This is a genomic window from Gilliamella sp. B2889, from assembly GCF_026536885.1.
GTDB classification, from domain to species: Bacteria; Pseudomonadota; Gammaproteobacteria; order Enterobacterales; family Orbaceae; genus Gilliamella; species Gilliamella apicola_E.
The window spans coordinates 354,285-381,259 of record NZ_JAFNNF010000001.1 but is presented as its reverse complement, the minus strand read 5'-3'; the positions used below and the strand labels follow the sequence as shown (position 1 = coordinate 381,259).

The window sequence follows — 26,975 nt, the reverse complement described above, 5'->3', positions numbered from 1 at the left end:
TTAATTAAATTCAAATTGATAAATAAGATCTAAAGTTTGTGCTAGACCAGAAGCAGCTTCCACGTATAAATTTGGTAAAAGTCTATATCGTAAGGTAAATGTTGCTAATGAGTCAAAAATACCTACACCGTATTTTAATTGTAGATTAGGTAAAATATAGCCACTTACTACCACTTTTGAATTATTACCTGCTCCTTGAGTATCTAAAGTAAGATTTTTAATTCCAAAAGCATTACCTATATCACCGATGAATTTACCTGTTTTTGCTGTCCCAACACCGACTAAAAATGCCGTCATCATATCGTTGTCACTCTGATCGGAGCTATCAAGACCTTGACCTCGAATTAAATAAGAAAGTGCTTCTTGTTGTGACATAGCTGGATCAGAAAATATTTCGATCTTAGGATCTTCTGTAGATCCTTTAACTCGAATTCCTGCTGTAATATTGCTATTATCCATTGAGTCAGGATTTCTTATTGCTTCTATGTCTAAGATAGCTTGATCGGTTGGTCCTGAAAAAGTGACAACTCCTTTGTGGATAATTAAATCCTGTCCATAGGCATGGAATCGACCATTAGGAATAAGAATTTCACCATGTAAATCTAACCCTTTATTCGTCTGTGTAGCGATCAATTTCCCTTTTAATGATGCTTTTAATCCAAATGCATCGACCGTGACGTTATCACCAATATTGATTTCGATATGACTATTAATTTTCATACCAAAGTTTTGTGGTTGAATTTGTTTATAGTTCCTATCCAACATTACTTCATCAGGAGAAACATCAATACTTGAAGGCGGAAGTGAATCAACCGTAATTTTACCTTTTGGAATTGAAACTTTACCAAGTACCGTTAGTTCATCTTGCGTTGCCTCGATCTTAATGTCTGGAATGACAGACATAACAATCATTGGCGGTACAGTAACCTCCATAGCGGCACCATTTACAGTTATATTAGCTTGCCATTTTTCAAAGTTATTCCAACTAGCTTGGCCATTAATATTGATATTTCCAGATTTAGTAACTAATACACCTTTTAATGTTGATGATTTACCATTAAATTTAATATCAACCATAGCGGATTTTACATCAATTGGTAATTGATAAGTCTTAATATCACTATGTCTTAAATTGATACCACCATTTAAGATTGGGTCCATTAAAGAGCCAGAGAATTTGATATTACCATTGATAGCGCCTTTGGCATATTCATGTTTACTTAATAACGGATTCACAATCGCTAATGCCAAATTGTCAATATTCAATTGGCCACTTAACTCTTTTTTGGCGGTAGGATCTTTAATTAATAAATCACCAGTGATCTTTCCTAATTTATTTAAACTAAAACGCCAATCTAGCTTAGCTTGTTGCTCATTAAATTCTGCATTGATATTGAATAAATCAAATGGAATCGGCAAAGCTTGATTGGTGATCATTTGTTTAACATAAACTTTATTACTAGTTATATTTGCTTTGATACTTGGAATTTTGCTTGAGTTATCAAATTTAATATTTGCCTTTCCATTTATGAAACCATCAATTTTAGTTTCACCATCATTTGGAATAGGTAACTTAGCCAGATCAATATCTTTTAATGTAATTGATGTTTCATTATGTGGTGCAATAGAAAATGATTTATCTAAACAGATACTTGAAATATTATCACGCCAACAATGAGCGCCAATAGTTGGAATTTCTTTAGTGATATCATAAGAAAGACTGATTGGCTTGGTTAATTGCCAACGGCTCTTATCACCTAATGTTATTAAACTACGTGGTATATTTCCAGTCCATATAGTATGTTCTTTATCAAGTTCACCTGTTAAAGAAGTTGTCATGGAAAGAGGGCTACCATCAAGATTGATGGTTAAAGTGTGATGAGTTTCATTACCTGAAAGTTCTATGTTAGCTTTTTTGATACTTTCACTTGTAATATCGATATTTTGACCAACTAGATTCAATTGACCACTAAATTGATTGGTATATTGAACTTTGCCAGCTAGGTTTGCCTTGGCTATCGAAATAGTTTCATAACTTAATGCATTAATATTTAAGTTCGTGTTAATAACAGGAGAAGCACTATTTCCTGTCATTTTAACATTTCCTACAACAGCACCATTAAGATTATTAACCAGTAATGATAAAGCACTTAAATTAAGTTGCGCATTCAAATTTCCCTTATCTGTAGAACCATTGATGTTAATTTGGTTTTTACCCCAAACCATTTCAAGGTTATTGGCTGATATAGAGTGGTTAGAATCGGCAAACAAATTACCATTTGCTAAAAAGTTTGCTTGTTTTATATTACCTTTTAACTGCATATCCGGTATATTTAATTGCCATGAATCCTTATCAAATGCCCCTGTGGTTTTTAATTGTCCGACTAAACGAATAGGGTAGGCAGGTAATTCTTTAGTAAGATCAACATTATCTAATTTTATATTAGTATCCCATTTTAAAGCTTTTTGCCAATCTAAATGACCTGTAATATTAATGCTACCTTGAGGTAATTTAATATTAGCATGATCAAAGGATGCTGATTGATTTGTTCCATTACCAATAACGTCGAAACTGGTATCAGGTAAACCTTCACCTTTAATATCGCCTTTGGCTAGCATATTATATTTTTCGGTATTTCCATCTAATGCGATATCAAAATTATCTAACTGATATTGTGGCTTACCTTCAATTGGCCATTGGATATGTTTACCATTGATTTTAGCCATTAATGGTAAATATTTCTCAATAAAGTTAATTTGCCCATCAATAGTAATTTGATTCAATCCGTTAATATTGGTGTAAGTGGACAATTGACCTAATAATTTTCCTGAAAACTGTCCATTAAGATGATTACTTTCAGTATCCACTTTCACTAAAGCAAAAATAGGCCAATCATCGCCTAAGGTAATCTGCCCTGATACAAAAGCATGCCCATTGGCATATGGTGTTATAGCATCAGTTTCAACTTGTTTTACAATAATATGATTATTAATCATATCCGTTTTAATACTAACCTGGTTGAAATGGTAATCTTGACCACCAATATGTAGCAACCAATTGTTACCGGTTAAACTAGTAACATCAAAATCTAATGGAATATTAACTTGTGGTAGTGACGTAATTAGAGGTTGATTAAATATTTGGTTAATTTTTTGATTTAATGGTAAATCATCATTTGAAGTAGTAATTGATTTATTATCATCAGTATCGGCAAAGATAGCTGATAAATCCATAGCAACTGATGGATAAACATAAATTTTTTCATTCACCCATCTAGCTTTACCTGTAAAGTCTGACATGCCAAATTGCATATCATTGACTTTTACATTGACATTAGTGATATGGGTCTGCTTAAGATCAATTGGTAGTGGTGTACTAATTGTTTCTCGTTTTTCGGGAATAGGTTCATCTGGTGAACGATTGATTTTGTCAGTATCAATAATAACGCTTACATCATCAGCATCAAACTGTTTGATACAAATTTTGGTTTGAATCAAACATGAACCATTCAATTTGAATTTAGCATCTTTTACTTTAACATCAATGCCCGGAAGTTCTAATGACAGCCCTTGAAGGTGTAAATTATGAAAAGTGCCATCTACTTGTTCAATTTTTAATTCTGGTAAAAATTTATTAAGTACGTAAGTTGTTAGTTTTACACCTAAACTGGTATAGATCATCAAAATAATAAAGGTGATGAGAAAAACAAAAATGGATAACACGACAATACTGCGTTTTTTCCATTTTCGGATTCGCTTTATTTTTTCAGCTTTTTTTACTCTATTTGGATTTTTTGCCATTTTATAATTCGCTTCCCAAACCAATATATAGATGTATTGAGCCTTTATCTTTTTTGTTTAGAGGTGTTGCTAAATCGAACTTAATTGGACCTACCGGTGAAGCCCAGCGAACACCTAAGCCTGTACCTGTATAAAACTTAGCTTTATCGACTTTATCTATCGCTTCACCCGTGTCAATAAATGCCGCTCCCCACCAAGAACCAGTAACATTGTATTGATATTCAGCAGAACCGGTTATCAGTTTTGACGCGCCTTTTAATTTACCTTTTTTATCTTTAGGTGATATGGATTGGTAACTATACCCGCGGATGCTTCGGTCACCACCAGCAAAAAATCTGAAAGAGGGCGGAACTCGTTCAAAGTTACTGGCTTGGATAATGCCGAAATTACCTCTAGCAATGAATCGATGAGATTGATTTATTGAACGAATCCAAGTTTGTTGCGTTTGAAAACGCACTAAATTGATATCAGATCCTAACGCATCAGCACCGCCTTCAATTGAAAAACGTTGAGAATCCCCCCACATAGGCAATAACTTACCATCATTACGAACACGCGAAATACTAACTGATGGATAATATAAGTTAGTTTTGTAACTGTCATCACCTTGGGTGAAGTTGTCTCGCAACATATTTAAGCCTAATGCTGTTTGCCAACCATCAAAGTTATCCCAATTACGAAGCACGCCAAATGTATAAGATCGAGAATAGGTATCGTTATTATCGATTTTTTTATAACCACCTTGAATAGTATAATATTGTTCAATCGGATTTTTTTTCAGTGGAATTTTATAGCTCATCGTAATAATCTGTTCAGGCGATGAGAGGGATAAACTACTTTGAAAACTCTGTCCTTGGCTATTAATCCAAGGTTTATTCCAACCAATTTTACCATGCACACCATTATCGGTTGAAAAGCCCAAACCTAAGTCCATTGCATTTCTTTTTCTAGGTGTTGTTGCAACTTCAATGGGTAATGCTTTATCTGCTGTAAGATGAGGAAAATCTGGTGTAACCACAACAGAATTAAACCAGTTAGTTGAACTAAGACGGCGATTTAATAAAGATAAATCTTCAGCAGAGTATTCATCACCTTCTTTAAACGGTACAATATTTTGAAGATAATCCTGACGGATTTTTGCATTAGGAAAATTGACTTTACTAAATTTGTAACGCTTACCTGTATTAAAGTCGATATTCCAAAAAGCTTGATGATCAAATTGAGCTATCGCCAATTGATGAGTAAGCATATCTGCGTCAAAGTACCCTTTTTTTAACGATATGCTTTGTAATCCTTTCTTGAAATTCTCATAAGTGCCATGGTTCAACACATCACCAATTTTAGGTAATTGTGTCGCCATTAATTCTTGAAAATCTTTATCTTGTTTCCCTTCACCATTCAGATTGATATTTAATTGTTTTATTCTAACAGGTTGTCCAGGAGTTATTTTTACTGATAATACTTTAGGATCGGTTTCATCATATTCAAAAGTAGGGGAATAATAACCTAAAGCACGTAGTGCCTTTTGCGTTTCACTCTCAAAATAACGTTTGAAATTTGGCGTATTATTAATCTTATCTGGAGTAATTAAAGAAAGGCGTGCGTCGACATTTTCTTCAAGCTCTCCAGACAATCCTTTAATGGATAACTTCATATCTGCATAAGTTGATGCTGTCGTAACCATTAAAAGTAAGCATAATGAGCGAGAAAATCGTAACACATACACCTCGATAATGTTTAAGATTCAAGTAATTTCACATGTCCAATATAAGGTAAGTGGCGGTAATGTTGTGCATAATCGATACCATAACCAACCACAAACTCATCAGGGATGGAAAATCCAATATATTTAACAGGTACTGCTACTTCACGCCGAGATGGTTTGTCTAGTAATGTACAAATTTCAATACTACGCGGATGACGCAACTTAAGTATTGCCATCACTTTGCTAAGCGTATTACCTGTATCAATAATATCTTCGACAATTAACACATCTTTATCACGAATATCTTCATCTAAATCTTTTAATATTTTAACATCTCTATTACTTACCACCGCATTGCCGTAACTCGAAGCCGTCATAAAATCAACTTCATGCCCGACAGTAATAGCACGGCTTAAATCAGCCATAAAAATAAACGAACCTCTTAACAAACCAACTAATATAAGCTCGTTTTGACTTTGAGCATAATCTTGGCTAATTTGTTGTCCTAATTTACTTACTCGTGTTTGGATATCTTCAGCCGATATCATCGTTTCTAATGTGTGCTTTTTCATCAATAATGCTCAGTGTACTTTAAAAAAATCAGAACAGATTTTAACAATTTTCATAGGTAAAAAGAATAACTAAACTAATTTTTTATCAAATAATTAAGAAATGATTAAAAGAATTTTCTTTTAAATATTAAATTAATCTTCAATTGTTTTGAGGATTGATTGTTTATTTTGCTTTTTTTGTTGGCGGCGCTTCTGAAAAAAAGCGCTTAACATAGAACTACACTCATCAGCCAATACGCCACCAATGATTTGAGCATAATGATTAATTCCTGTTCGAGAAAGAATATCAATGTAAGAACCTGCCGCACCAGTTTTAAAATCACTTGCTCCATAGACCACACGCTTGATGCGACTATGAATGATTGCCCCCGCACACATAATACAAGGTTCAAGGGTGACATATAAAGTTGTATTTACTAATCGGTAATTCTTTTTATACTGACCGGCTTGTTCTATTGCCATAATTTCCGCATGAGCAGTTGGATTATGATTAATTATTGATTGGTTATAACCTTCACCAATGATTTGGTTATGTTCATCAACAATAACCGCTCCAACAGGAATTTCGCCTAGTGATTCTGCGTGTTTTGCTAATTCTAATGCTCGTCGCATCCAAATTTCATCTAACATACTCAATATTATAGATTGTTTAAATTAAGCACATCGCGCATATCATAAAGTCCTTCAGGTTGCTCAGCAAGCCATAATGCAGCACGGACTGCACCATTGGCGAACGTCATTCGGCTTGAGGCTTTATGGCTAATTTCGACTCTTTCGCCAATATCGGCAAAAATAGCCGTATGCTCACCAACAATATCACCAGCACGAATAGTTGCAAATCCAATAGCACCTTTTGGTCTTTCTCCGGTATGTCCTTCACGGCAATAAACTGCGCGGTCGTTCAAATCGCAGCCTAAAGTATCAGCAATTGCTTCGCCCATAGCTAGTGCGGTGCCAGAAGGTGCGTCAACTTTATGACGATGATGTGCTTCTATAATTTCGATATCAGTATAACTACCCATAATTTTAGTCGCTTTTTCAAGTAACTTGAGCACTAAATTCACGCCAACGCTGAAATTTGCAGCAAATACAATAGCAATTTGCTTAGCGGCTGTTGCAATAGCTTTTTTGCCTGCTTCATCAAATCCTGTTGTACCGATAATCATCATTTTTTTATTGTCTGTACAAAAAGCTAAATGAGCCAGTGTGCCTTCAGGACGAGTAAAATCGATTAATACATCAAATTGGTCTTTTGCCTGTAGTAGATTATCAGTCACTTTAATTCCACAGGCCCCAATTCCGGCAAGTTCACCAGCATCGCTACCGATCAATGATGATCCTTCTCTTTCAAATGCTGCACCTAATGTAACCCCTTCTATTTGTGACACAGATTGAATAAGCTGTCGCCCCATTTTTCCACCAGCGCCAGCAATAGCGATACGAATCATACTTGTAGCCATATAACTTTCCTTAACTTTTTTATCAGATATTTATAACAAATTATTATAGCGGAAAACTTTCAAGTTATATACTTAAACAAAATGATATACATTTCATGCTTTATTGAGACTACGTTGAAACTAAATAGCAATAACTGATGTCATTTGACGGCAATTTTAACTATATTTTTAAGAGGAATAATCTGAAGGTTAGGCACTTTTGCTTATTGTTGATAACTTACACTTTATTCAAAAAAGCGTTGTTTTACATTATAGATAATACTTCCTCGGTCTACCCATTTTTATTGCGGAATATTGAGTGATCAAATAAAGCAATTGATTTGCTATTGAACTTGATAGCATGGACGCGAATGCGCCCATATAAACTTATAGCACTTTTAATAATTCCACATCGAAAATTAGTGCACTATAAGGAGGAATTGAAGCTCCAGCCCCTTGCGAGCCATAGGCTAATTCTTGAGGAATATATAAACGCCATTTTGAACCTTCTGGCATTAATTGTAATGCTTCAACCCAACCGCGAATCACACCATTAACAGGGAATTCAGCTGGCTGTCCTCTTTCAACTGAGCTATCGAATACTGTACCATCAATTAACTGTCCAGTATAATGGACTCGAACACGGTCAGTTGCTTTAGGGAATGCGCCATCACCTTGTTTAATAATTTCGTATTGTAAACCAGATTCAGTCGATTTGATGCCATCTTTTTTTAGATTTTCCGCTAAAAAGTCTTTACCTGCTTGGGCAATTTTTTCAGCTTGTTTAGCTTTTTCTTTAGCTGCTTCTTCATGAACATGACGAAGGGCATCATGCAATTCTTGTAAAGGTAAAGCCGGTTGATTTCCGCTTAGCACATCTTCCATAGCAAGTTTTAATGCATTTAACTCTAAATTATGTAAGCCAGATTCTTTTAGCTGTTGGCCAATTTGAAGTCCAATTGCATAACTTGCTTTTTGCTCAATTGTATCTAATTTCATTTTTTACCTGTCATTTGTTGAGAATAGTTTTTTATTATAGAGCATTAACATTCGAGATAAAAAGTAAAATATTAACAGTTGTTAATTATCATCAATATAAGCAAACATTTTATATCATATTACCTAAGTTTTTTTTATTTTATCTAGCGCTTAGTCAAAATATCAGCGATAATAAGCGACATTATATATTTGAATGGATTAATTTAGATGTCGTTTTTCAAACTTATTCCGCTTGCAATTGTGACTAGTATATCGATAACTGGTTGTTCACTTGTTGACCGTTTAGTTTATAGACCTGATATCAATCAAGGTAATTATATCTCTCCAGAAGCGATTGAATTATTACAAGTTGGTCAATCCAAAGATCAGGTCGTATTTATTATGGGCTCGCCAATGTTAACTTCAGCTTTTGGTGGTAATGTTTGGTACTATGTTTTCCGTCAACAACCTCAACATGCAAAATTAAGCCAAATTAATTATGCTATTTACTTTAATGAAATGGGTATAGTTACTGATATTAAAACTTCGTCTTTAGAAGGTTCTTTATCTTTAGAAGAGATGAACCAACAGGGTATTTCAGACCCAATTAATATAAAATCTGATGATGATCAACCGAATAGTTCACGTCCGCCACAAGCCCCTGAAGAGTAATAATCGGAATAAAATTTTCAAAAAAACCTCGTCATTCTGCGAGGTTTTTATTTATTTAATTCGATCAATTATTACTGTGGAAATTATTAGTGATTAGCTATAGAAGCAATGATTGAAAAGATGATTAAAAGGTAGATAAAGAAAAGAATAACTGCACATATAATTCCAATTAATACATATTTCCAATACCCATGTAAATTTCTGATAGCTTCAGTAAAGTCTTCTCCTCTACCGAGGGCTGCTGCTAGACTAAATGCACTACCGGATTGAAAAAGTTTAACTCCGTTGATTATTACTGGAATACCAACAATAGCTGTAATTATACCTAAACAGCTAATTGCACCTATAACAATATTTACTACGCCAAAGATTTGTTGCATAGTCCCAATAAATCTCAATTGGCTTTTTAACAATTCTGTTGATTTAATTAAAATAGTATCTGTATTATCTGTTAACATTTCCATTCCTATCACTACCAATTATTATATTTAAAAAAATGCAAGTAAGAATAACACGTTCTTTACCTATGTCGAAGTAAATTTGTTTAAGAATTGTACATGGTTAACTTTTATATTAATCACATCATTCTAAGGTAAACCCCTGAAATAACGATAAGACTAGCTCTAACGTGCATTTGAGTAAGACAATTAAATGGGAAATTAGTACCACTGGGAATGATATTAAAAAAGACTTCACACATCTTAAAATTAGCTGCTCAATGCCTGATTAAGGCTAAAGTGTATTACAATGAAGGTTTAAAGAATGTAGATGAAGTTGTTCCAAGTATAATAATATTTTAATATAACCAACAAAGACAGTTTTAAACACCGGTATATCAATGAAATCAACCTTAAATAAATTTTCTATAGCTCCAATGCTCGATTGGACTGACAAACATTGTCGATATTTTCATCGAATATTAACTAAACAAACATTACTTTATACCGAAATGGTAACCACTGGCGCAATTTTATATGGTAAAGGAGACTATCTTGCTTTTAATGAGCAGGAACAGCCAGTAAGTTTACAATTAGGTGGAAGTGCTCCCATAGCTCTGGCTAAATGCGCTAAGTTGGCAGAGGAACGAGGATATAATGAGATTAACCTTAATGTAGGTTGCCCATCAGATCGCGTTCAAAATGGTATGTTTGGTGCTTGTTTAATGGGAAAACCTGATTTAGTCGCAAATTGTATTGATGCCATGCAAAAAGAGGTAAATATACCTGTCACGGTAAAAACACGCATAGGTATTGATAACCAAGATAGTTATTCATTTTTATGTGAATTTATTGAAAAAGTGATGCCATATACCGATACATTTATTGTTCATGCTCGCAAAGCATGGCTTTCTGGGCTAAGCCCAAAAGAGAATCGAGAAGTACCACCACTTGATTATGAGCGAGTTTATCAGCTAAAGCGTGACTATCCGCAGTTAACTATCGCCATAAATGGTGGGATTAAAACCATTGAAGAAATCAAACATCATCTAAACTATGTTGATGGTGTCATGGTTGGGCGAGAAGCTTACCAAAATCCAATGCTATTAACTCAGATTGATCAGCAAATTTTTGGAGATGATACGCCAATTATCGATCCTATTGTCGCAATACAAACTCTTTATCCATATATTGAAACACAACTTAGTCAAGGCGGACAACTCAATCATATTATGCGACACACCCTAGGAATATTTAATGGTAGAAAAGGTGCAAAACAGTGGCGACGTTACCTTAGCGAAAATGCGCATAAACCAGGAGCGGGAATTGAAGTTGTTGAACACGCGTTAACTTTCATTCATTAAAGAATTTTGTCTAGCTTAATTGGTCATGCGTCTGATTGCGCATGATTGATAAATCAGTATATACTAACGAACAATTTTACTTAGGGCTTTTCTTCTGTGCGTTTAAATCCAAGTCAACAACAAGCTGTGGAATATGTTTCGGGGCCATGCCTTGTATTGGCTGGTGCGGGTTCGGGCAAAACTCGGGTAATCATTAATAAAATAGCTTATCTAATTCGAGTCAAAGAGTATTTACCTCGTCATATCGTTGCCGTGACTTTTACTAATAAAGCTGCACGAGAAATGAAAGAACGTATTGCTCAATCGCTAAGTAAGCAAGAGGCAAGAGGTCTGAAAATTTCAACTTTTCATACTTTAGGCTTAGATATTGTTCGACGAGAACATAAACACCTCGGTATAAAATCTAATTTTTCATTATTTGACGACCACGACCAAATTGCTCTACTCAAAGAACTAACACAACAATGGTTCGATGGAGACAAAGATCTCATCAACCAATTACGCTCTACCATCTCAAATTGGAAGAATGATATCGTTGATTCGACAGTTGCAATGGCTAGAGCACAAACCAACAAAGAAAAATTATTTGCTCACTGCTATCAACTTTACGAAAAACAACTTAAGTCTTGCAGTATATTAGATTTCGATGATCTAATCTTACTACCTACATTGTTACTAAAAACAAATGAAGAAGTTAGAGAAAAATGGCAAAACCGTATCCGCTACCTGCTTATTGATGAATATCAAGATACTAATACCAGCCAATATGAATTTATCAAATTATTAGTAGGTAGCCGAGCTAAATTTACGGTTGTTGGTGATGATGATCAGTCGATTTACTCATGGCGGGGGGCTCGTCCTAAAAATTTAATTTTACTAAAACAAGACTTTCCTAAGTTAGAAGTGATTAAATTAGAACAAAATTACCGATCATCAGGAAGAATTCTAAAAGTTGCTAACATCTTAATTGAAAACAATCCGCATATCTTTGAAAAAAAATTATTTTCAGAACTCAGTTATGGTGAACATTTAAAAGTGATCTCCGCCGACAATGAAGAACACGAAGCGGAAAAAGTTGTTAATGACTTAATTGGTCATCGTTTTGCTAATAATAGCCAATACGGTGAATATGCTATTTTATATCGCGGAAATCACCAGTCTCGCTTAATTGAAAAAATGCTAATGCAGTATCGAATACCTTACCGAATTTCTGGTGGGACATCTTTCTTCGCTCGCATTGAAATTAAAGACTTAATGGCATACCTACGCCTATTAACCAACCCTGATGATGATAATGCTTTTGTCCGCATTATTAATACACCAAAACGAGAAATAGGGCCAGCAACTATCCAAAAACTGGGTGAGTGGGCAAATCAACGTGGTGTAAGCTTATATCATGCAAGTCATGATATGGGGCTAACCGAATTATTATCAGGCAAAAGGATGGAAACCCTACATGCCTTTATCCATTGGTTCGATTCTCTAATAGAAAAATCACATTCCGAACCAATGGCCGCGATTCATGAATTATTACATGGGATTCACTACGAAAGTTGGATCTATGAAACGTCTACCTCACCAACAGCAGGGCAGATGCGAATGCGTAATGTTGAACAATTAGTTAGCTGGCTAAATGAAATGTTACAGGGTGATGAAATAGACGAAGCATTAACGCTAGAACAAGCAGTAGCAAGATTTACGTTACGTGATATGTTAGAGCGAAATGAAACTGAAGAAGAGCTAGATCAAGTACAGTTAATGACATTACACGCTTCAAAAGGCCTCGAATTTCCTTATGTTTATTTAGTTGGTATGTCTGAAGGGGTATTACCTCATCAAACAAGTATTGATGAAGACAATATCGAAGAAGAGAGACGACTTGCTTATGTAGGCATAACTCGAGCCCAAAAAGAGCTAACCTTTTCATTCAGCCGACAGAGAAAACAATTTGGTGAAACAGTTTATGTTGAACCAAGTCGCTTTTTACTCGAACTTCCACAAGACGATTTAGCTTGGCAAGATCAGCGTAATGAACTATCACCAGAAAAGAAAATGCAACAAGGTCAAAGCCGGTTAGCGATGCTAAAAGCGCAAATAGCTAGCGCAAAATAAATTATCTATATATCAAAAACAATTAACTACTGCTCAAATTATTAAAGTAATTTATCGCAATAATTGAAAAAAAAGTTGAGGAACGGGGTTTTTGAGATCGAATAAATGAATATTTTTTTATTTTTTCTGATTATTAGTATTGAATTTATTGCCGATAACGTCAAAATTGACGATATTTTGTCTATATAGATTGATAATCAATTAAAAAGCATTGACGGATCAAAATAGCTTTATATAATACTCAGCGTTTAATCACTAAATCCAATCAATGTCTCCTTAGCTCAGCTGGATAGAGCAACGGCCTTCTAAGCCGTAGGTCACAGGTTCGAATCCTGTAGGGGACGCCATTAAAGCTATATATAATCAACGAGTTTTAAGTTTAACCCTTAATATCTTTATATACTCTATCACACTATTTAAAGTGTTTACGTCATAATAAATTTTAATAATTAATAATTGCATTAATTAAATTAAATCAATATTATAAAATGAATGTTATAAACGGTATTGATAATTCTATAATATTCGTTTATCCATATTATCATTTTCAAAATTATTAGAATTTATAAGCGAGTATTAATTGAGTATTAAAAAAATTCGAAACATTATCTTAAGTATTATTGTTTCAGTTGTTTGCTATTTTTTTGTTAACCAGTTTGATCTATTTAATAAAAGGTCTATTAGTGGCCAACTCTTTAAGATTTCTCAGTCACTGAATGAACGCACTCCAATTCGTCTAGATCAATTTACTATGTTGACCACATCTTATGCAGAAAACAATACCTTAACTTATAGATATATTATTGAGAAAATTAATTTTAATGAGATAGATAAAAGTGAATTTGATAAATTACGTGATTTTTTGTTTTCTCAAATAAAAAATGATGGTTGTACTAATGATCAAATAAAACAATTATTAAAAAAAGGCGCAATTTTTCAATATTTATATTCCACCGAGGAGAATAAATATTTGTTTATGATTACCTTAAAAGAAAGTGATTGTTCAGGCGTAAAACCTATTGATACAACAAAATAAAAAAGAATCTAATATGAACGTCCGTCATCTATAAAATCGTCGTTCTGAATTTGCCTGGTTACTAATTTTGGTTCGTTTTTTTTACGCTTTTTATTAACCCTATTTAATATTTAAATATTGCAAATTCAATTCATTAACGACAGAATTATTAGCATAATATTTAGGAGCTTTAACTTTTTTATATGGGATAATTAATCTTTATTAAATTTATTAATATGATTGATTATTATATTCAAAGCGAGCTTGCGAATAACAGATGTCAACAATAAATTGGTTATAAATATCATCATCAATACTTTTACTTTCCAGTTTGATTTTGAGTAGTTCGATGATTTGCCAGTCATTGTCATTACCAAAGTTTTTAATTAGTTCTTCGGCTCGGCTTTCAATCCATTCATCCTTAGCATCTTGCATTTCAATATTGTTTAACATATTGCAGTAAGCGCTTTCGTAACCATTTTCAACCAATTTATGTAACTGCATAACTCACCTCGTAGCAATCTGTAGCATCCAGTAGAACAAGCAAAATAATCCACCTAAAATCACAAAGTATGTGCAAAAGAGGGCAAACTTTATTTCGCTGTCTGTTAACTCATAATCCTTGTGAAATCTATCTTTGATTTTCATATTCACAAAATCTTTATTAGTCATAATCACCTCGAAAAAAGACCTCGCTTGGAGGGCAAATAGGATGTAGCATTGCGCCGTCTTTCCGAGCTGTCAGTATTCATAAACTCGCTAGTAAAATTTTGTGAATAAAGTATTTGGTTGTATAGTGTGTTTTATTTATACACGAGAAACAGATATGAATATATTTAAGAGATTAGTTAAAGGCGAATTAAGCCTAGCAGTAACTTTTTGGGTGTTCGGTGTTTTATTTAGTGTGATTTTAATTGTAATTTACATTGCAACTACTTTTATACTCGACACATATCATGTTTCAACATTGTTCAGAATTAGCGTAATCTCATTTATTTATTCAATTAATTTTTTAAATTCGATTATGGTTCTCATTGGTATATTTAATCTATTAAAAAATAGTGGAGTTACGTATTGGAGAGTGATAGCTTTTGTTGTCTGGTTATGCGCTACTGTATATTCAGTGTATGATGATAGTAGCGACATATTACATTTAGTTACGCAGTAGTCTGAAACCCTTTATACCGGTATTTATTAAAATTTAAATGCACACTAAAGCACTATTAATCTAAGCAGGCAATTACAATAAGTTCCCTAATTATTAGGTCACCACTTGAGGAGAAGTGGCCACCATCAATTCTTTTCAAACTAGATATCTCTCACTGAAAGGCATTTAGTTTGATTGTATACCGCCTGTATTGAGTCACCGCCACAGTCCCGACGCATAGTTTAAAGTCGCGCCGTTCGACTATCAAATCAAAACCGCTGTACTTTCATATGCCCCAGCTAGCTACTTGAATCTCGTTAACTAGTTAAATAACTCGTAGTCTTGTTTAACTTTGTTGTTAAGTTGATTGGTTTTGATGTGATAATGATAACTTAGGTTATTAATTATGTCAATAATAAAAGTTATCAAATTTAAAATAAAGTTATCAAAGGTTGTTGGGTGAGGGGATCTTGATAGGTTAATGCTAGTCTTAGGTATGAAAAAAACCGCCGAAGCGGTTATTGTTATATCTTTATTATCAATCCAATATAGACGATTGCCACCAAACACGGCCTAAAATAGTTATTTCATCTTGAGGCACTATTTCATCATCATAGCCAATGTTATAACTTTTGATTTTTATTTGATTGCCAGGCACTTTTTCTAAAATTTTTATTCTTAATAATCCATCGTGATTGATTGCATAGATTTTGCCATCTCTAACATATGTATCAGCTTGATCGATTGCTACTGTAGAACCATCTCTAAATACAGGTTCCATACTGTCTCCATAGACAGTTAGACATACAGTGCATTCTTTATCAATGCCATATTTCCGCATAGTGGATTTGGATAAGCGTAATTTATATCCGTTATAATCCTCAATATCATCAGTGAAACCATCACCAGCTGCTAGCCGTACATCCTTATAAAATGGCACTTCAATCTCATCATCATCTAGCGGTGTTTTACTATCCCAATCTTCGATAGATCCTAATACTGTCGCATTAGATTTATTTTTGTTTACTTTGGCTTTACCAACACCTTTTGTTAGCCATATAGGATCAACGTTTAATGCGTTAGCGATTTCTAATATTTTTCGTGATGTACTGGATTTTCCTGAAAGCAATTTTTGAATAGCTGGTTGGCTAATTTTTACTTTTTCGGCTAGTTGATGCTGAGACATCCCAGATTCTTTTAATGCCAAATTTAATCTATCTGTAAATGTAGTCATGCTTTTTTCTCGGGGTTGTTAATTTTTTAATTATATAACTCAAGTTATCACTCATCAAATAACAATAGTTATTGATTTATTCAATAACTTTGGTTATTATTGATAATAAATATTATCAATAAGTTTAAGAATAATAATTGAGACTGCTGCAAAAGCTATCCATATTTTAGGAAGTTAAAGGAGATAAAAAATCACTATTAGATTACACAAAAGGGGGGATGGACACATTAAAAACTAAAGTCAATGCGTTCGAAACCTTACAACACTTGCAAGTGATAAAACAATCAATTTAGCACAAACATAAAATTTACCCGATTGTTAGATTAAAGGCATGTATCCACTATTTAATAAATTACCAAATAGTGACTGAAATTATTTATAAAAATGATAGCAATTTTGCTGAATGTTTTTTGAGGTAAAACAATGAATATAGTTGAAATATTGAAATTGAAAGGAAGACCAAATGCCTATTATCCAAAAATGGCTAAGCCGTTAGGTGGTGTTAATGCAGCTGTTTTATTTTCTCAATTATTTTATTGGCAAGATAAAGCTATATCTGATTTAGGGGTGTATAAAACGCGCGATGAACTAGAGGAAGAAACTGGTTTATCTCACAACGAACAAAGAACTGCTATAAAAAAATTACAAGATAAGGGCGTTTTGATAATTACTGAAAAGCGATTAGAACATAAAACTTTTTACAAAATTGACAATAAAAAGGTCAATGAAGTTTTAGCTAATTTCGCCAAATCTATTAATCATTTATCGCGAAATGAAGAAAGTAATCACCCCGAAGTAGACATCGTAGATTCCGGGGAGACTACAAAGTCGAGTTCGTTATTTCAAGAGATTACAACAAAGACTATTACAGAGAATACTACAAATATTATTGCGGATAAACCTCAACCCCAAAAACGAGAGTTGCCTAATGATTTTAAACCCAACGATCATCATCGAAACATAGCACTAAATGAAAATGTCAATTTGGATACTGAATTTATTAAGTTTAAAGATTATTGCTTGGCTAATGGGAAAAAATATATTGATTGGAACGCTGCATTTAATAATTGGCTACGTAATGCTGGGAACTATAAAAAATCGAATCACTCTCAATCAAGATTTATGACTCTTGCAGAACGTAATCGAGCTGTCTTAGAGAGTATGAGGAGTTGATTATGGCAAAAATCTCAGATGGTTTTTTAGCAATTATTGGTGGACTTCTTGAACTCTACGGACAGCAAGCGAGTACAACTAAAATCAATATTTATTGGTCAACACTTAGTCAATACCCAATTGATTCATTGCGCAGAGCAGCCAATGTATGGGTGCGTAAAAGTGAATTTATGCCGAAGCCTGCTGATTTAATTAATTTAATGGGTGGTCCTAATAACCATTTATCACCCGATGAGGCATGGGCAATAGCAATACTTGCTAGTGATGAAACTAATACTTTGGTTTGGACTAAGGAAATAGCAAAGGCATGGGCACAAGCTGAACTTGTTTATCGTAATGGCGACAAAATTGGAGCAAGAAGAACTTTTATCGAAGCTTATGGACGTTTAGTTAACTCATCAATGATGAATGGTAAAAATGTAGAGGTATTTGTATCACTTGGTAGCGATAAAACAAAACGTGCTGATGCAATTAATCGTGCTGTTTTCATTGGTTTATTAACACCAGAAAAAGCTAATTGCTATTTGCCAAAACCAGAAAACACGATCGCAATGCTTGAGTTTAAAGATGATCAAGTTTCAGCAAAGAGTATGGAGCATATCGCTAACATTAAAGAGATGTTAAAAAAAAGCAGAACTTGTATTAAAGCTAATTAGCCTTTGTTAATAGCGACTCTATTAGATGTTCAACAAAATAGTAATAGGTTGTGTATTAGGATTAACAACAAATGTAGCAAAAAATAAATATAAATCTGTAAAGCAAGTCAATAAAAGAAATATTCTGAACAAAGTAAGCAAATCGAAGGGATTAATACTGAAATGAATTACAAAACAACGGCAAAAGTGAACGAAGATTGGCAAAGTAGGGAGAGAGTAATGAGAGAAACTAAAGATATTTTAACTGCCTGGAAAAATACGCGTATATTGAAAAGAATTGGAACTGAATATCCTTCAAAATCGGCTGTTTTTTTGGGAGCACCAACAGATGTTGATTATCGCCAATATTTAACAGAAGATGAAGCTGAAATTGTTGATAATGCGGTACTGATTTTAAAAAATGACAATTATTCTCAATGGATTGTATTGACCGCATATTATCTGCGAGGTGTTTCGTGTAACTCGCAGGCAAAAGCAATTGGGAAGCGTCCACACGATATCATTAATTTATTGAATCAAGCCGAGATGTTTATAAGAGGAAATATTTATCAATATTTTAAAAAAGTTGCTTAACCGCTTGACTTTGCGCAAATGCGCATATATAATAAGGTAAAAATGCGGTTTAGAACGCATATAGTTAAACCCAGCTAATTAGTTGGGTTTTTTTATATCTATATTATTCTGTTTTTTCTAGAAAAATAATAATCAACACGCTAGCTACTAGCTTAATTCTTTTTTTGCCAACCTCATTTGATGAAATACTCAATGTGATTTTATTTCTGTTGTAGCTATTTCAATTTATTTTTGTTTACTATTTTTTTTATATCAATATTTTGACTATTTGCTCATCACTGAATCGATAGCAATGCTAGACTCACCCATAACTCACATTCAGCTAGTATGCTGCCACTCATAATTAATAAGAAGATTTAAATATGCCGATAAAAGACCCTAACAACGTCAATTGGACTGTTGTTGTGTATTTATTTTTTGTTACTTTGCTTGGTTCTCTATCAAGTTATTGCTATCAGTTCCTAAATGGTAATAAATTTAATATTGGGGTGCTATTTGCGCAAATATTTATATCGATATTTGCTGGAACGCTTGTTGTATTAGCTGCAAGTTATTTTAATTGGGACTTTGAGTTAGCAGGAGGTATAGCTGGCTTAGCTGGATGGTCAGGTGCAGCGTTAATCAAGGCGTTAGAAGAACGATTAATAAGAAAAGCCAAAGGAGATGATTAATGAAATTAACTGAACATTTCACGCTAGAAGAATTTACACGTTCATTAACTGCTAGTCGTTTAAAAATTGATAATTCAGTACCCCAAAATTTAATGCCAAATGTGCAGTTAACAGCCATAAAGCTAGAACTTGTTAGAAAAGCATTAGATAAACCAATTATTATCACATCTGGATATCGCTGTCCTGCATTAAATGCAAGAGTAGGAGGAATATCAACAAGCGCTCATACTAAGGGCTTAGCGGTTGATTTTCGTTCATCATATGGTACCCCTAAAGAAATATGTCAAAGATTGATTGATGCTGGTGTTCCATTCGACAAACTTATCCAAGAGCATAATCAATGGGTACACATAGGATTTAGTCCTAGCAATAACCGGCAAATAGTATTAACAGCCGTAAAGCAAGGTGGTAAAACTATTTATAGGAGCGGTTTGCTATGAATAATGAAAAGATATTGAGCATATCATTAATCATTATCACTTTTGCTATTTATTTTTGTTATAACAATTTTGAAGAAAAAAAACGATTAAAAGATGCTAATGCTGAGCTAACTAATCAAATAAATAAGTTAGAGCAAACCATATCTAGAAACAACCAAATCATCGCAGATAACGAATTATCAAAACGTGAACTTGAAAATCAATCATTAGAACGGCAGGAGCAAATTAATGAGCAACTCAAAGATAATGATTGTGCTAAGCAGTTTGTGCCTATGCCTGTTTCTGCAAGCTTGTACAACCGAGCAAAAAATTTACGTGAATCGACCGATACCAGCCAATCTATTAAGTAACTGTTTACCAAATTTACCACCTAATCCCATGACTTTTGGTGATAGCTTACGATATAACGAGTATTTATTAAATGTCATTGAGAAGTGTAATGCAGATAAAAGGGCAATAAAAAGGATTGGTAATGAATTATAGTGAATCTTTTAAAGAAATGTTGAAACAAGTTGAGTCTGAGTTTAATTTTTATGGACCTGTTAAAACGGCGGTTTTTTCCTTAGGGTTGTTTAATGATTCTATAAAGCAACACTTCGAGCAAATTAGAGACATTTTGCTTGAATATAAAACAATCCAATACAGAAATGTTAATAATAAATGTAATTTGAACTCCTATTCACTTCTATTGCATTAACCCTAAAAATTCACGAACAGTTATAAAAAATAACTGCATATTTAATCAATAGCCACCTAGTGTGGTTTTTTTATTTCTGAAGGGAACATATGACAAAGGGCGAAAAGAAAAAATAAATTGCCCAAGTGAGTTAGCCAATTGTTTAGTCAAGGCTAAGGAAGATTTGCTTGGGGGCTTCAAAAATGTTGAAGAAGTTGTGCCAAGTATTGCTGGCTTGGCTAGCTATCATGGTAAGGCTAGATCGAGAGTATACGAATACAAAAAATTAAATGAAGAATTTAAGGACACGTTAGAGACTATTCAATCACTACAAGAATGTTTGTGGTAAATAAAGGTTTAATTGGTGATTTCAACGTCCCTATCACAAAGCCAATGCTATCTAATCATGGCTATAGCGAAAAACAAGAAATCTATCACCAATCATATGACGGTACTATGTCACCAAAACCAACGTGGTTAAAGTTAGTCACACTCGAGTCAATACTATGACAACAGCACAAATCCAGTTATCTAAATTGCAATCGTTGCTGATGGTAGGGTTGGCTCAGATTGTAGATTAAACGATAGTAAAACAAAATAGGAGCAAATTTAATGCTTAAAAAAAATAAATTACTCGCATTGATAGATTCGTTTCGTAAACGTCTAAATGATGCCGAGGGGGAGTTGTCAAAAGAGGAAATCAATAAAATGGTTTATGAACTCACAAAACAACTTGAGGAAGTTCAAGGTAAAGAAGATGAGAAATCAAAAGCTAAAACCATTGAACTTCAAAAACAAATTGTTACGACTGTCTCGCAACTCGATATGACGGAAGTCAGGTGCATCATAGCGGAGGTTTTGAAGTTACCTGAATCATTGGTATTTGATGCTAATAATATGCAGGATGTTTCAAAACTAGATAAATTCATCACAGTCTTAAATGTATCCCAATCGGATATCGGTACTGAAATTAAATTCAAAGGTGCTGACGAAGTAGAAATCGCATCAACATTATGCGAGGTCACAATTTCAGTCAATGCCTATGGTAAAAATGCTTACGATATGTTATGCCAACTCACTGAATCAATGCGATTTACCGTAGTTTGGCAACTGTTAAAGCGTTTAAGAATGGGTTATCTAAGGTGCTCGAAAATTCGTAGTCTACCAACTGCGATTGCTGGCGGTAAAGAACAGCGTGCGCAAGTCGATCTTATATTTTCAATTAATCCAATCGTCAAGTCTCCATTGAATCGTGGCGATACAGTAAAATTTAATTTAGAGAAGGGGTTATAATGAGTTTACCAATCAGTCAAGTTGTAGATGTCACTCTGCAACAATCACCTCGTGGAGCACAAAAACGTGATTTAAGCGTTGTTGCTATTTTCACTCACGAAATGTGCGAAGAGTTTACTAATCCAGACACACGATACATTGTTGTAACAGATTCTAACTCTGTAGCATCATTGTTCGGCACTAATTCAGATGTGTATCGTGCGGCATCTGCGTTATTTTCAGCACGACCTAAACCAAAAACCGCGTTAATTGCTAAATATATAAAAGATGATTTAACGACATCAGCAACTAGTTCGAAAATAAATGGTTCCGCGTTAACTGTTTCATATATTCAGTTTAAAAATATCACAGATGGTTATCTGTCATTTTATTTTGGTGATGCAAAAATCGATGTTAAAGAGCTTGATTTCTCTACTGTTTCAAGTATGCAAGATGTAGCAAATGTCGTTAATGCAAAACTAGCTGATATTGGTGTTAAATTCATTTACGATTTGGTCGGAAGTCGTTTTATTTTGTCATCTAATACAGAGGGTAAAGGTGCCAATTTCGGTTATGTGTTTGATTCGCAATCAGATGGCAGTTATATTGGTCAGTTAACTAATTTAATTGACGGTAGAGGCACGTTAATTAACGGTGAAGATGCAATCACTTATAACAAGGAAACACCCGCCGAAGCGCTGAGTAAATTACAAAATCAATACCAAAACTGGTATGGAGTCTATTTCGCTAATACAATCACGGATGCTGAATTATTAGAGGCGCATGACTGGGTTGTTGCTCAAGGTGTTGAAAATGCGAAAGTATTAGCTTATACCGAAACCCGACCAAGCAATATCGAGTATACCGATACCAACATCTTAAAAACACTATCCAAACGCAATAGTGGTCGCTTAATGGTGCAGTATAACAACAAAGGTAATACACATGCCGCGGCTGAATTAATAGGAATTGCATTAACCACTGTTTGGACTGGCATTAATACAGCGAAAACAGTTAAGTTTAAGCAGGAAGTTAGTGTTACCTCTGATGATAAAATCACAATCAACGAAGCCACAAAATGCCGCCGTATTGGTATCAATTATTATACCGATTATGCGGGTGTAAATATGCTTGCTGAGGGTGTTATGCTTGGTGGTACGTTTATTGATGAGACTATAGGCTTGGATGCTTTTATTAATGCAGTTCAGGTTCAAGCTTTTAATACACTACAAGGGCAACCTACAAAAATACCTCAAACCGATCGTGGTCAGCAAATTTTAATTAGTTCTATCAAAGTTATCGGTGAGCAGTTTATTAATAATGGCTTCTTGGGGCTGGGTAAATGGACATTGGGTGACTTAGGCGAACTATCATATGGTGACCAAATCAATGGCTATTACTTCCATTCTGATTCATTCGATATGCAAGATACAGCAGATCGCGAAGCCCGCAAGATGATGCCAATTAACTGCGCACTTAAATTAGCTGGTGCGGGTCACAGCGTCGATATCATTATTCAATTTAATCGATAGAGGTTTACATGACTAAATCATTTTCTTTAGAAGATGCCGTTTTGACTATCGACGGCACAGAAATTACTGGCTACGAGAATGCGCAGGACGCTATCAGTATTGCGCCAATTGGCGATGATGGCGATATTACGTATGGCGTTAATGGCAAGGGGGTATTTGTTCACTCTTGTAATCGTGGTGCAACAGTAACAATCAAAACGTTACAGCATTCTGAAACTAATCAAAAATTAAATCAATTGCGCAATGCTCAAATTAACAATTCGACAACGGCGACGGGTAAATTAATTACATACAAAGATTTACGTAATGGCGATGAGTTTTTACTTACTGGTTGCTGGTTTACAACACCACCAACGTACGCACGTGGCACAGCACACAACGGCGTAACATGGACATTTAAAGCAACTAAAGCAGAATTTGACATTAAAGGCGGTTTATAATGCAAAGCACAGATTTTACTATTGATGATGTGGTTTACACATTCACGCAAGCAGATTTTTTTAAATCAAATAAATATCTAAAAAAATTAACAGCTCTACTTCAGGGCTGTTTTTCATTTGAAGGGAATAAATCAGGTTTTGATATCGGACAACTTGCCTCCAATATCGGTTCTGACCAATTTGCTGAAATAGAAAAATTCATTCTTGATTATGTTACTGCGATAGATGAAAACGGTAAAAAAGTACTGTTTCAGAAGCCGCAAGAAACAGGTGAATTTTTCAATACACATCGAAGCCATTACTATCAAGTGATAGTTGAGGGTTTAAAATTGCATTTTTTGGGTTTTTTACCAAATGGCATATTATCCAATCTAAGTACGCTCAGCTTGGAGGAGATAGCCAAGAAAGCGATGTAGATTGGTTTGTGTGGGGTGTAATCGTAAACAAATACGCCACACTCCACGAACTCAGAACAGTTTATTCACTCGATGATGTTATCGATATGCATAATGTGATAGCAGAAACTAAATTAGCAGAAAAGCAACAGCAAGAGGCGCAATAATGGTTTTAGAAGAATTTTTGATAAAAATTGGCGTTGACGCCTCAAAAGCTGGCGATATTGCAAAAGTGGTTAATAATTTGCAATCAGGCGCTAATCGGCTTTCTGATGCGGCAAATAGCATACAAGAAGATGCAAACAAAGCAATTCAAGAGACTAATAAATCAACATCGGAGACAGGTAACGCGGTAAATAAAACTGGGTCGAAATTAGATTCATTGAAATTGGTTTCAGTTGCGTTGGCGGATACCGCAGTGCTGTATGGAAAAAAATTAATCGATGCTTTTCATAATGCAATCGACAAAGCTAAAGAGTTAGCTACAAAAAAAGATACGCTGTTCAAAATATCGAAAAATGAGCTTCAGCAAGCTGAACTTTATAAACGAGAAATGAGCAAAACAGGTGTAGCGCTTGATAGTATCAAAACTAAGATTGCGCTAAATGTCGCGCCTGCACTGACTAATTTAATTGCTGGATTTAGAAACTGGTTAACAGTTAATAAGGAGTTGATTGCCAATGGAATCACAAAAGTAATTAAATTTGTTGGAATGGCAATTCAGGTTGTTTCTAATTTTATCGAATTTATTGATAAAATTGTATCTGGGACATTAGGTTGGGAAAACGCACTAATAGCACTTGGTGTTGCGTGGGCATTATTCAATCGAGCTTTATTGTTTAGTCCTATTGGTATAATTTTAGGCTTATTAACTGCGTTAATGCTGTTAATTGATGATCTTATTGTCTATATGAATGGCGGTAAAAGCCTATTCGGTAAATACTGGCAACCATTTATTGACGGAGCAAAAGCGGCGTGGGAATTTGCAAAAACATTTTGGGAATTTCTCAAGGCGTTATGGTCTGGCGATACAAAAAAAATAAAATCATTATCAGAAGGCTTGTTTGATTCAATAGTAAGCGGTTTTAAATCGCTAATATCGGGTATTAAGTCCTTATTGTCAACTGCACTCCAAAACATACTAATGTTTTTCGGTATGTCCGAAGGTGAAGCAAGTAAAACGGTTGATAGAATTGGTAAAATTTTCAATTTTATTATTGATGTGCTTACTTTCCCGTTTCGAATGGCGTATCAGGCTATCTACGCGATAATGGATTGGCTTGGCATTGATGCTGGTGATGTTGTTAACGCGATCGGAAAAATATTTGAGGCTATCATAAACTATGTTACCGCGCCATTCGAAGCGGCTTTGAAATTAATAAATGATTTATTTGACATCTGGGAAGATGATACAACATCGACAACTGATAAGATAGGTAAAACGTTATGGGCAATATGGGATTTCATTACTTGGCCATTTAAGGCCGCGTGGGATTTTGTTAAAGGGTTGTTTGACTCATGGATGGATGATACGAACGAAACTACACAAAACTTTGCTAAAAAATTTTTAGAAATTCATGAGTCAATTACAGCGCCGTTCAAAAATGCGATGAAGTGGATAGAGGATAAATTTTATGGATTTATTGATTCAATTAAAAGCAAAATAAAAGGCGCATTATCGTGGCTAGGGATAGGTGGTGACGATGATAACGAGTTAGAAGTTACGTCAAAACGAGAAATTCTAGCGAACGGTGTTACTGATATTGCGAAAGCAGGACGTCTTACACCAAGCAAAAAAATAAATAATAACAATGCAGTAACTATTAATAATACAATGAACGTTACGACCCCACAAGAGGGATATGATAGCTTGAATAACATTTCTAATAAAGAGGTACGCAATTTAGCAGATAACACAAAAACAGCTTTGGGGTCTAACTAATGTTTCAATCTATATTAAATAAATCATCAAAAGACAGCGGTTTGATAATTACCGAGAACACGGTATTTAGTCTCGATATTAATACTGTTGAACAACACGCATCAAAGCTGAAGGTAACTGAAAACCCGATTGAAAACGGGGCTAACATTGCAGACCATGCGGTATTAGACCCTAAGGAAGTGACGGTATATGGTTTAGTTGTTGGATATGAAACTAATACATTTTCATTTGATAATGTATTAGGTTTTAATTTTTCAGATTATCCGCTACCAATGCCGATTAAAACCATAACAGCTCAGGCGGAGAGTATGGTAAATCGTTTTGCATCACACTTTAGAGCTGGCGCTAAAGCTGTGAACCAAGTTATAGCTGATTTTTTACCAGATTATCAATCACCACTTTTAAATAGTTTATCATCTGACCGTATCGCTGATGCTCATGAAAAATTGTTAGCTGTACAACGAAGTGGTGAGCCTGTAACGCTACAAACAAATACACGGCAGTATAAAAACATGATTTTGACATCTGTTGGGCTTACTCAAAAGCAAGACACCAGTGGGGAATTTGTATTAATGTTTCGCGAAATTTTCATTGTAGATACTCAGACAGCGAGCGGCCTAAATGTGCCAAAACCAAAAACAAGAAACCTTGGTAAAACTCAACCGAAAGAGGTTGATAAATCAGTTCTGAGAACTGGAAAGGGAATACTTACAGGTAGGAAAGGATAGA

At 34.4% G+C, this 26,975-nt stretch carries 28 protein-coding genes and 1 tRNA gene; 20 read left to right on the top strand and 9 right to left on the bottom strand.

Annotated elements, in window-relative coordinates:
* The 6 genes from J3U09_RS01790 to J3U09_RS01765 form a co-directional block, all read right to left on the bottom strand.
* Window positions 1-3,801: a translocation/assembly module TamB domain-containing protein gene (locus J3U09_RS01790; RefSeq protein ID WP_267356886.1), complete on the bottom strand. Its 3,801-nt coding sequence runs from the start codon at window positions 3,799-3,801 to the stop codon at window positions 1-3.
* Between the two features lies 1 nt (window position 3,802).
* Window positions 3,803-5,521: an autotransporter assembly complex family protein gene (locus tag J3U09_RS01785; protein ID WP_324170050.1), complete on the bottom strand. Its 1,719-nt coding sequence runs from the start codon at window positions 5,519-5,521 to the stop codon at window positions 3,803-3,805.
* A 17-nt stretch (window positions 5,522-5,538) separates the two neighbouring features.
* Window positions 5,539-6,078 carry a hypoxanthine phosphoribosyltransferase gene (gene hpt / locus J3U09_RS01780; RefSeq protein ID WP_065563227.1) on the bottom strand — a complete coding sequence of 180 codons (540 nt, stop codon included), beginning with the start codon at window positions 6,076-6,078 and terminating at the stop codon, window positions 5,539-5,541.
* A 132-nt stretch (window positions 6,079-6,210) separates the two neighbouring features.
* The gene (gene tadA / locus J3U09_RS01775; RefSeq protein ID WP_065563228.1) at window positions 6,211-6,708 is read right to left on the bottom strand and encodes a tRNA adenosine(34) deaminase TadA; all 498 of its coding nucleotides are present in this window, start codon (window positions 6,706-6,708) and stop codon (window positions 6,211-6,213) included.
* 8 nt (window positions 6,709-6,716) lie between these two features.
* Window positions 6,717-7,538, bottom strand: a complete 822-nt coding sequence (dapB, locus tag J3U09_RS01770; RefSeq protein ID WP_267353440.1) for a 4-hydroxy-tetrahydrodipicolinate reductase — start codon at window positions 7,536-7,538, stop codon at window positions 6,717-6,719.
* A gap of 366 nt (window positions 7,539-7,904) precedes the next feature.
* A complete protein-coding gene (locus J3U09_RS01765; RefSeq protein ID WP_220224823.1) occupies window positions 7,905-8,516 on the bottom strand; it encodes an FKBP-type peptidyl-prolyl cis-trans isomerase in 612 nt (203 codons plus the stop codon).
* 207 nt (window positions 8,517-8,723) lie between these two features.
* Here J3U09_RS01765 and bamE point away from each other — a divergent pair, with 207 nt between their 5' ends.
* On the top strand, window positions 8,724-9,167 hold the full coding sequence (gene bamE / locus J3U09_RS01760; RefSeq protein ID WP_267356885.1) for an outer membrane protein assembly factor BamE: 444 nt from the start codon (window positions 8,724-8,726) through the stop codon (window positions 9,165-9,167).
* Between the two features lie 86 nt (window positions 9,168-9,253).
* On the opposite strand, the gene J3U09_RS01755 is transcribed toward bamE, so the two are convergent.
* Window positions 9,254-9,625: a DUF5362 family protein gene (locus tag J3U09_RS01755; protein WP_065563232.1), complete on the bottom strand. Its 372-nt coding sequence runs from the start codon at window positions 9,623-9,625 to the stop codon at window positions 9,254-9,256.
* A gap of 380 nt (window positions 9,626-10,005) precedes the next feature.
* Between J3U09_RS01755 and dusA the strand changes: the two genes are divergently transcribed.
* From dusA to J3U09_RS01735, 4 genes are all read left to right on the top strand, one after another.
* Window positions 10,006-10,968, top strand: coding sequence for a tRNA dihydrouridine(20/20a) synthase DusA (gene dusA / locus J3U09_RS01750; RefSeq protein ID WP_267356884.1), 963 nt, complete (start codon window positions 10,006-10,008; stop codon window positions 10,966-10,968).
* A 96-nt stretch (window positions 10,969-11,064) separates the two neighbouring features.
* Window positions 11,065-13,080 carry a DNA helicase Rep gene (rep, locus tag J3U09_RS01745; protein WP_267356883.1) on the top strand — a complete coding sequence of 672 codons (2,016 nt, stop codon included), beginning with the start codon at window positions 11,065-11,067 and terminating at the stop codon, window positions 13,078-13,080.
* A gap of 270 nt (window positions 13,081-13,350) precedes the next feature.
* Window positions 13,351-13,427, top strand: a tRNA-Arg gene (locus tag J3U09_RS01740).
* Between the two features lie 233 nt (window positions 13,428-13,660).
* On the top strand, window positions 13,661-14,116 hold the full coding sequence (locus J3U09_RS01735; protein WP_267356882.1) for a hypothetical protein: 456 nt from the start codon (window positions 13,661-13,663) through the stop codon (window positions 14,114-14,116).
* A 210-nt stretch (window positions 14,117-14,326) separates the two neighbouring features.
* On the opposite strand, the gene J3U09_RS01730 is transcribed toward J3U09_RS01735, so the two are convergent.
* On the bottom strand, window positions 14,327-14,599 hold the full coding sequence (locus J3U09_RS01730) for a hypothetical protein (RefSeq protein WP_220226181.1): 273 nt from the start codon (window positions 14,597-14,599) through the stop codon (window positions 14,327-14,329).
* A gap of 1,181 nt (window positions 14,600-15,780) precedes the next feature.
* Window positions 15,781-16,476, bottom strand: a complete 696-nt coding sequence (locus tag J3U09_RS01725) for an XRE family transcriptional regulator (RefSeq protein ID WP_267353438.1) — start codon at window positions 16,474-16,476, stop codon at window positions 15,781-15,783.
* 423 nt (window positions 16,477-16,899) lie between these two features.
* Between J3U09_RS01725 and J3U09_RS01720 the strand changes: the two genes are divergently transcribed.
* The 15 genes from J3U09_RS01720 (at window position 16,900) to J3U09_RS01650 (ending at window position 26,974) form a co-directional block, all read left to right on the top strand.
* Window positions 16,900-17,649 carry a hypothetical protein gene (locus J3U09_RS01720; RefSeq protein ID WP_267356881.1) on the top strand — a complete coding sequence of 250 codons (750 nt, stop codon included), beginning with the start codon at window positions 16,900-16,902 and terminating at the stop codon, window positions 17,647-17,649.
* 2 nt (window positions 17,650-17,651) lie between these two features.
* Window positions 17,652-18,305, top strand: a complete 654-nt coding sequence (locus J3U09_RS01715; RefSeq protein ID WP_267331482.1) for a hypothetical protein — start codon at window positions 17,652-17,654, stop codon at window positions 18,303-18,305.
* A gap of 162 nt (window positions 18,306-18,467) precedes the next feature.
* The gene (locus tag J3U09_RS01710) at window positions 18,468-18,878 is read left to right on the top strand and encodes an antiterminator Q family protein (protein ID WP_267356880.1); all 411 of its coding nucleotides are present in this window, start codon (window positions 18,468-18,470) and stop codon (window positions 18,876-18,878) included.
* A gap of 362 nt (window positions 18,879-19,240) precedes the next feature.
* Window positions 19,241-19,549, top strand: coding sequence for a phage holin family protein (locus J3U09_RS01705; protein ID WP_267330257.1), 309 nt, complete (start codon window positions 19,241-19,243; stop codon window positions 19,547-19,549).
* Window positions 19,549-19,989 carry a D-Ala-D-Ala carboxypeptidase family metallohydrolase gene (locus J3U09_RS01700; RefSeq protein ID WP_267356879.1) on the top strand — a complete coding sequence of 147 codons (441 nt, stop codon included), beginning with the start codon at window positions 19,549-19,551 and terminating at the stop codon, window positions 19,987-19,989. Before J3U09_RS01705 ends, J3U09_RS01700 begins: the two co-directional genes overlap by 1 nt.
* A complete protein-coding gene (locus J3U09_RS01695) occupies window positions 19,986-20,339 on the top strand; it encodes a hypothetical protein (protein ID WP_267356878.1) in 354 nt (117 codons plus the stop codon). Before J3U09_RS01700 ends, J3U09_RS01695 begins: the two co-directional genes overlap by 4 nt.
* A gap of 408 nt (window positions 20,340-20,747) precedes the next feature.
* On the top strand, window positions 20,748-21,014 hold the full coding sequence (locus J3U09_RS01690; protein ID WP_267356877.1) for a terminase small subunit: 267 nt from the start codon (window positions 20,748-20,750) through the stop codon (window positions 21,012-21,014).
* A complete protein-coding gene (locus tag J3U09_RS01685) occupies window positions 21,008-21,175 on the top strand; it encodes a hypothetical protein (protein ID WP_267356876.1) in 168 nt (55 codons plus the stop codon). The genes J3U09_RS01690 and J3U09_RS01685 overlap by 7 nt, the downstream gene beginning before the upstream one ends.
* 102 nt (window positions 21,176-21,277) lie before the next feature.
* Window positions 21,278-21,958: an LIC_12616 family protein gene (locus J3U09_RS01680; protein ID WP_267356875.1), complete on the top strand. Its 681-nt coding sequence runs from the start codon at window positions 21,278-21,280 to the stop codon at window positions 21,956-21,958.
* Window positions 21,958-23,469, top strand: a complete 1,512-nt coding sequence (locus tag J3U09_RS01675) for a DUF3383 domain-containing protein (protein WP_267356873.1) — start codon at window positions 21,958-21,960, stop codon at window positions 23,467-23,469. The genes J3U09_RS01680 and J3U09_RS01675 overlap by 1 nt, the downstream gene beginning before the upstream one ends.
* 8 nt (window positions 23,470-23,477) lie before the next feature.
* A complete protein-coding gene (locus J3U09_RS01670) occupies window positions 23,478-23,909 on the top strand; it encodes a phage protein (protein ID WP_267356871.1) in 432 nt (143 codons plus the stop codon).
* Window positions 23,909-24,325, top strand: coding sequence for a phage tail assembly chaperone (locus J3U09_RS01665; RefSeq protein ID WP_267356869.1), 417 nt, complete (start codon window positions 23,909-23,911; stop codon window positions 24,323-24,325). Before J3U09_RS01670 ends, J3U09_RS01665 begins: the two co-directional genes overlap by 1 nt.
* Window positions 24,326-24,333: 8 nt before the next feature.
* Window positions 24,334-24,471 carry a hypothetical protein gene (locus J3U09_RS01660; protein ID WP_176713955.1) on the top strand — a complete coding sequence of 46 codons (138 nt, stop codon included), beginning with the start codon at window positions 24,334-24,336 and terminating at the stop codon, window positions 24,469-24,471.
* The gene (locus J3U09_RS01655) at window positions 24,471-26,246 is read left to right on the top strand and encodes a phage tail protein (protein ID WP_267356867.1); all 1,776 of its coding nucleotides are present in this window, start codon (window positions 24,471-24,473) and stop codon (window positions 26,244-26,246) included. Before J3U09_RS01660 ends, J3U09_RS01655 begins: the two co-directional genes overlap by 1 nt.
* Window positions 26,246-26,974, top strand: coding sequence for a phage baseplate protein (locus J3U09_RS01650; RefSeq protein WP_267356865.1), 729 nt, complete (start codon window positions 26,246-26,248; stop codon window positions 26,972-26,974). Before J3U09_RS01655 ends, J3U09_RS01650 begins: the two co-directional genes overlap by 1 nt.
* The last annotated feature ends 1 nt before the right edge of the window (window position 26,975 follow it).

Excerpts from the sequence above, each read along its gene's own strand:
- J3U09_RS01790 (WP_267356886.1), bottom strand. The coding sequence starts at position 3,801 with ATGGCAAAAAATCCAAATAGAGTAAAAAAAGCTGAAAAAATAAAGCGA.
- hpt (WP_065563227.1), bottom strand. The coding sequence starts at position 6,078 with ATGAAAAAGCACACATTAGAAACGATGATATCGGCTGAAGATATCCAA.
- tadA (WP_065563228.1), bottom strand. The coding sequence starts at position 6,708 with ATGTTAGATGAAATTTGGATGCGACGAGCATTAGAATTAGCAAAACAC.
- dapB (WP_267353440.1), bottom strand. The coding sequence starts at position 7,538 with ATGGCTACAAGTATGATTCGTATCGCTATTGCTGGCGCTGGTGGAAAA.
- J3U09_RS01765 (WP_220224823.1), bottom strand. The coding sequence starts at position 8,516 with ATGAAATTAGATACAATTGAGCAAAAAGCAAGTTATGCAATTGGACTT.
- bamE (WP_267356885.1), top strand. The coding sequence starts at position 8,724 with ATGTCGTTTTTCAAACTTATTCCGCTTGCAATTGTGACTAGTATATCG.
- J3U09_RS01755 (WP_065563232.1), bottom strand. The coding sequence starts at position 9,625 with ATGTTAACAGATAATACAGATACTATTTTAATTAAATCAACAGAATTG.
- dusA (WP_267356884.1), top strand. The coding sequence starts at position 10,006 with ATGAAATCAACCTTAAATAAATTTTCTATAGCTCCAATGCTCGATTGG.
- J3U09_RS01730 (WP_220226181.1), bottom strand. The coding sequence starts at position 14,599 with ATGCAGTTACATAAATTGGTTGAAAATGGTTACGAAAGCGCTTACTGC.
- J3U09_RS01725 (WP_267353438.1), bottom strand. The coding sequence starts at position 16,476 with ATGACTACATTTACAGATAGATTAAATTTGGCATTAAAAGAATCTGGG.
- J3U09_RS01720 (WP_267356881.1), top strand. The coding sequence starts at position 16,900 with ATGAATATAGTTGAAATATTGAAATTGAAAGGAAGACCAAATGCCTAT.
- J3U09_RS01715 (WP_267331482.1), top strand. The coding sequence starts at position 17,652 with ATGGCAAAAATCTCAGATGGTTTTTTAGCAATTATTGGTGGACTTCTT.
- J3U09_RS01710 (WP_267356880.1), top strand. The coding sequence starts at position 18,468 with ATGAATTACAAAACAACGGCAAAAGTGAACGAAGATTGGCAAAGTAGG.
- J3U09_RS01705 (WP_267330257.1), top strand. The coding sequence starts at position 19,241 with ATGCCGATAAAAGACCCTAACAACGTCAATTGGACTGTTGTTGTGTAT.
- J3U09_RS01700 (WP_267356879.1), top strand. The coding sequence starts at position 19,549 with ATGAAATTAACTGAACATTTCACGCTAGAAGAATTTACACGTTCATTA.
- J3U09_RS01695 (WP_267356878.1), top strand. The coding sequence starts at position 19,986 with ATGAATAATGAAAAGATATTGAGCATATCATTAATCATTATCACTTTT.
- J3U09_RS01680 (WP_267356875.1), top strand. The coding sequence starts at position 21,278 with ATGCTTAAAAAAAATAAATTACTCGCATTGATAGATTCGTTTCGTAAA.
- J3U09_RS01675 (WP_267356873.1), top strand. The coding sequence starts at position 21,958 with ATGAGTTTACCAATCAGTCAAGTTGTAGATGTCACTCTGCAACAATCA.
- J3U09_RS01670 (WP_267356871.1), top strand. The coding sequence starts at position 23,478 with ATGACTAAATCATTTTCTTTAGAAGATGCCGTTTTGACTATCGACGGC.
- J3U09_RS01665 (WP_267356869.1), top strand. The coding sequence starts at position 23,909 with ATGCAAAGCACAGATTTTACTATTGATGATGTGGTTTACACATTCACG.
- J3U09_RS01655 (WP_267356867.1), top strand. The coding sequence starts at position 24,471 with ATGGTTTTAGAAGAATTTTTGATAAAAATTGGCGTTGACGCCTCAAAA.
- J3U09_RS01650 (WP_267356865.1), top strand. The coding sequence starts at position 26,246 with ATGTTTCAATCTATATTAAATAAATCATCAAAAGACAGCGGTTTGATA.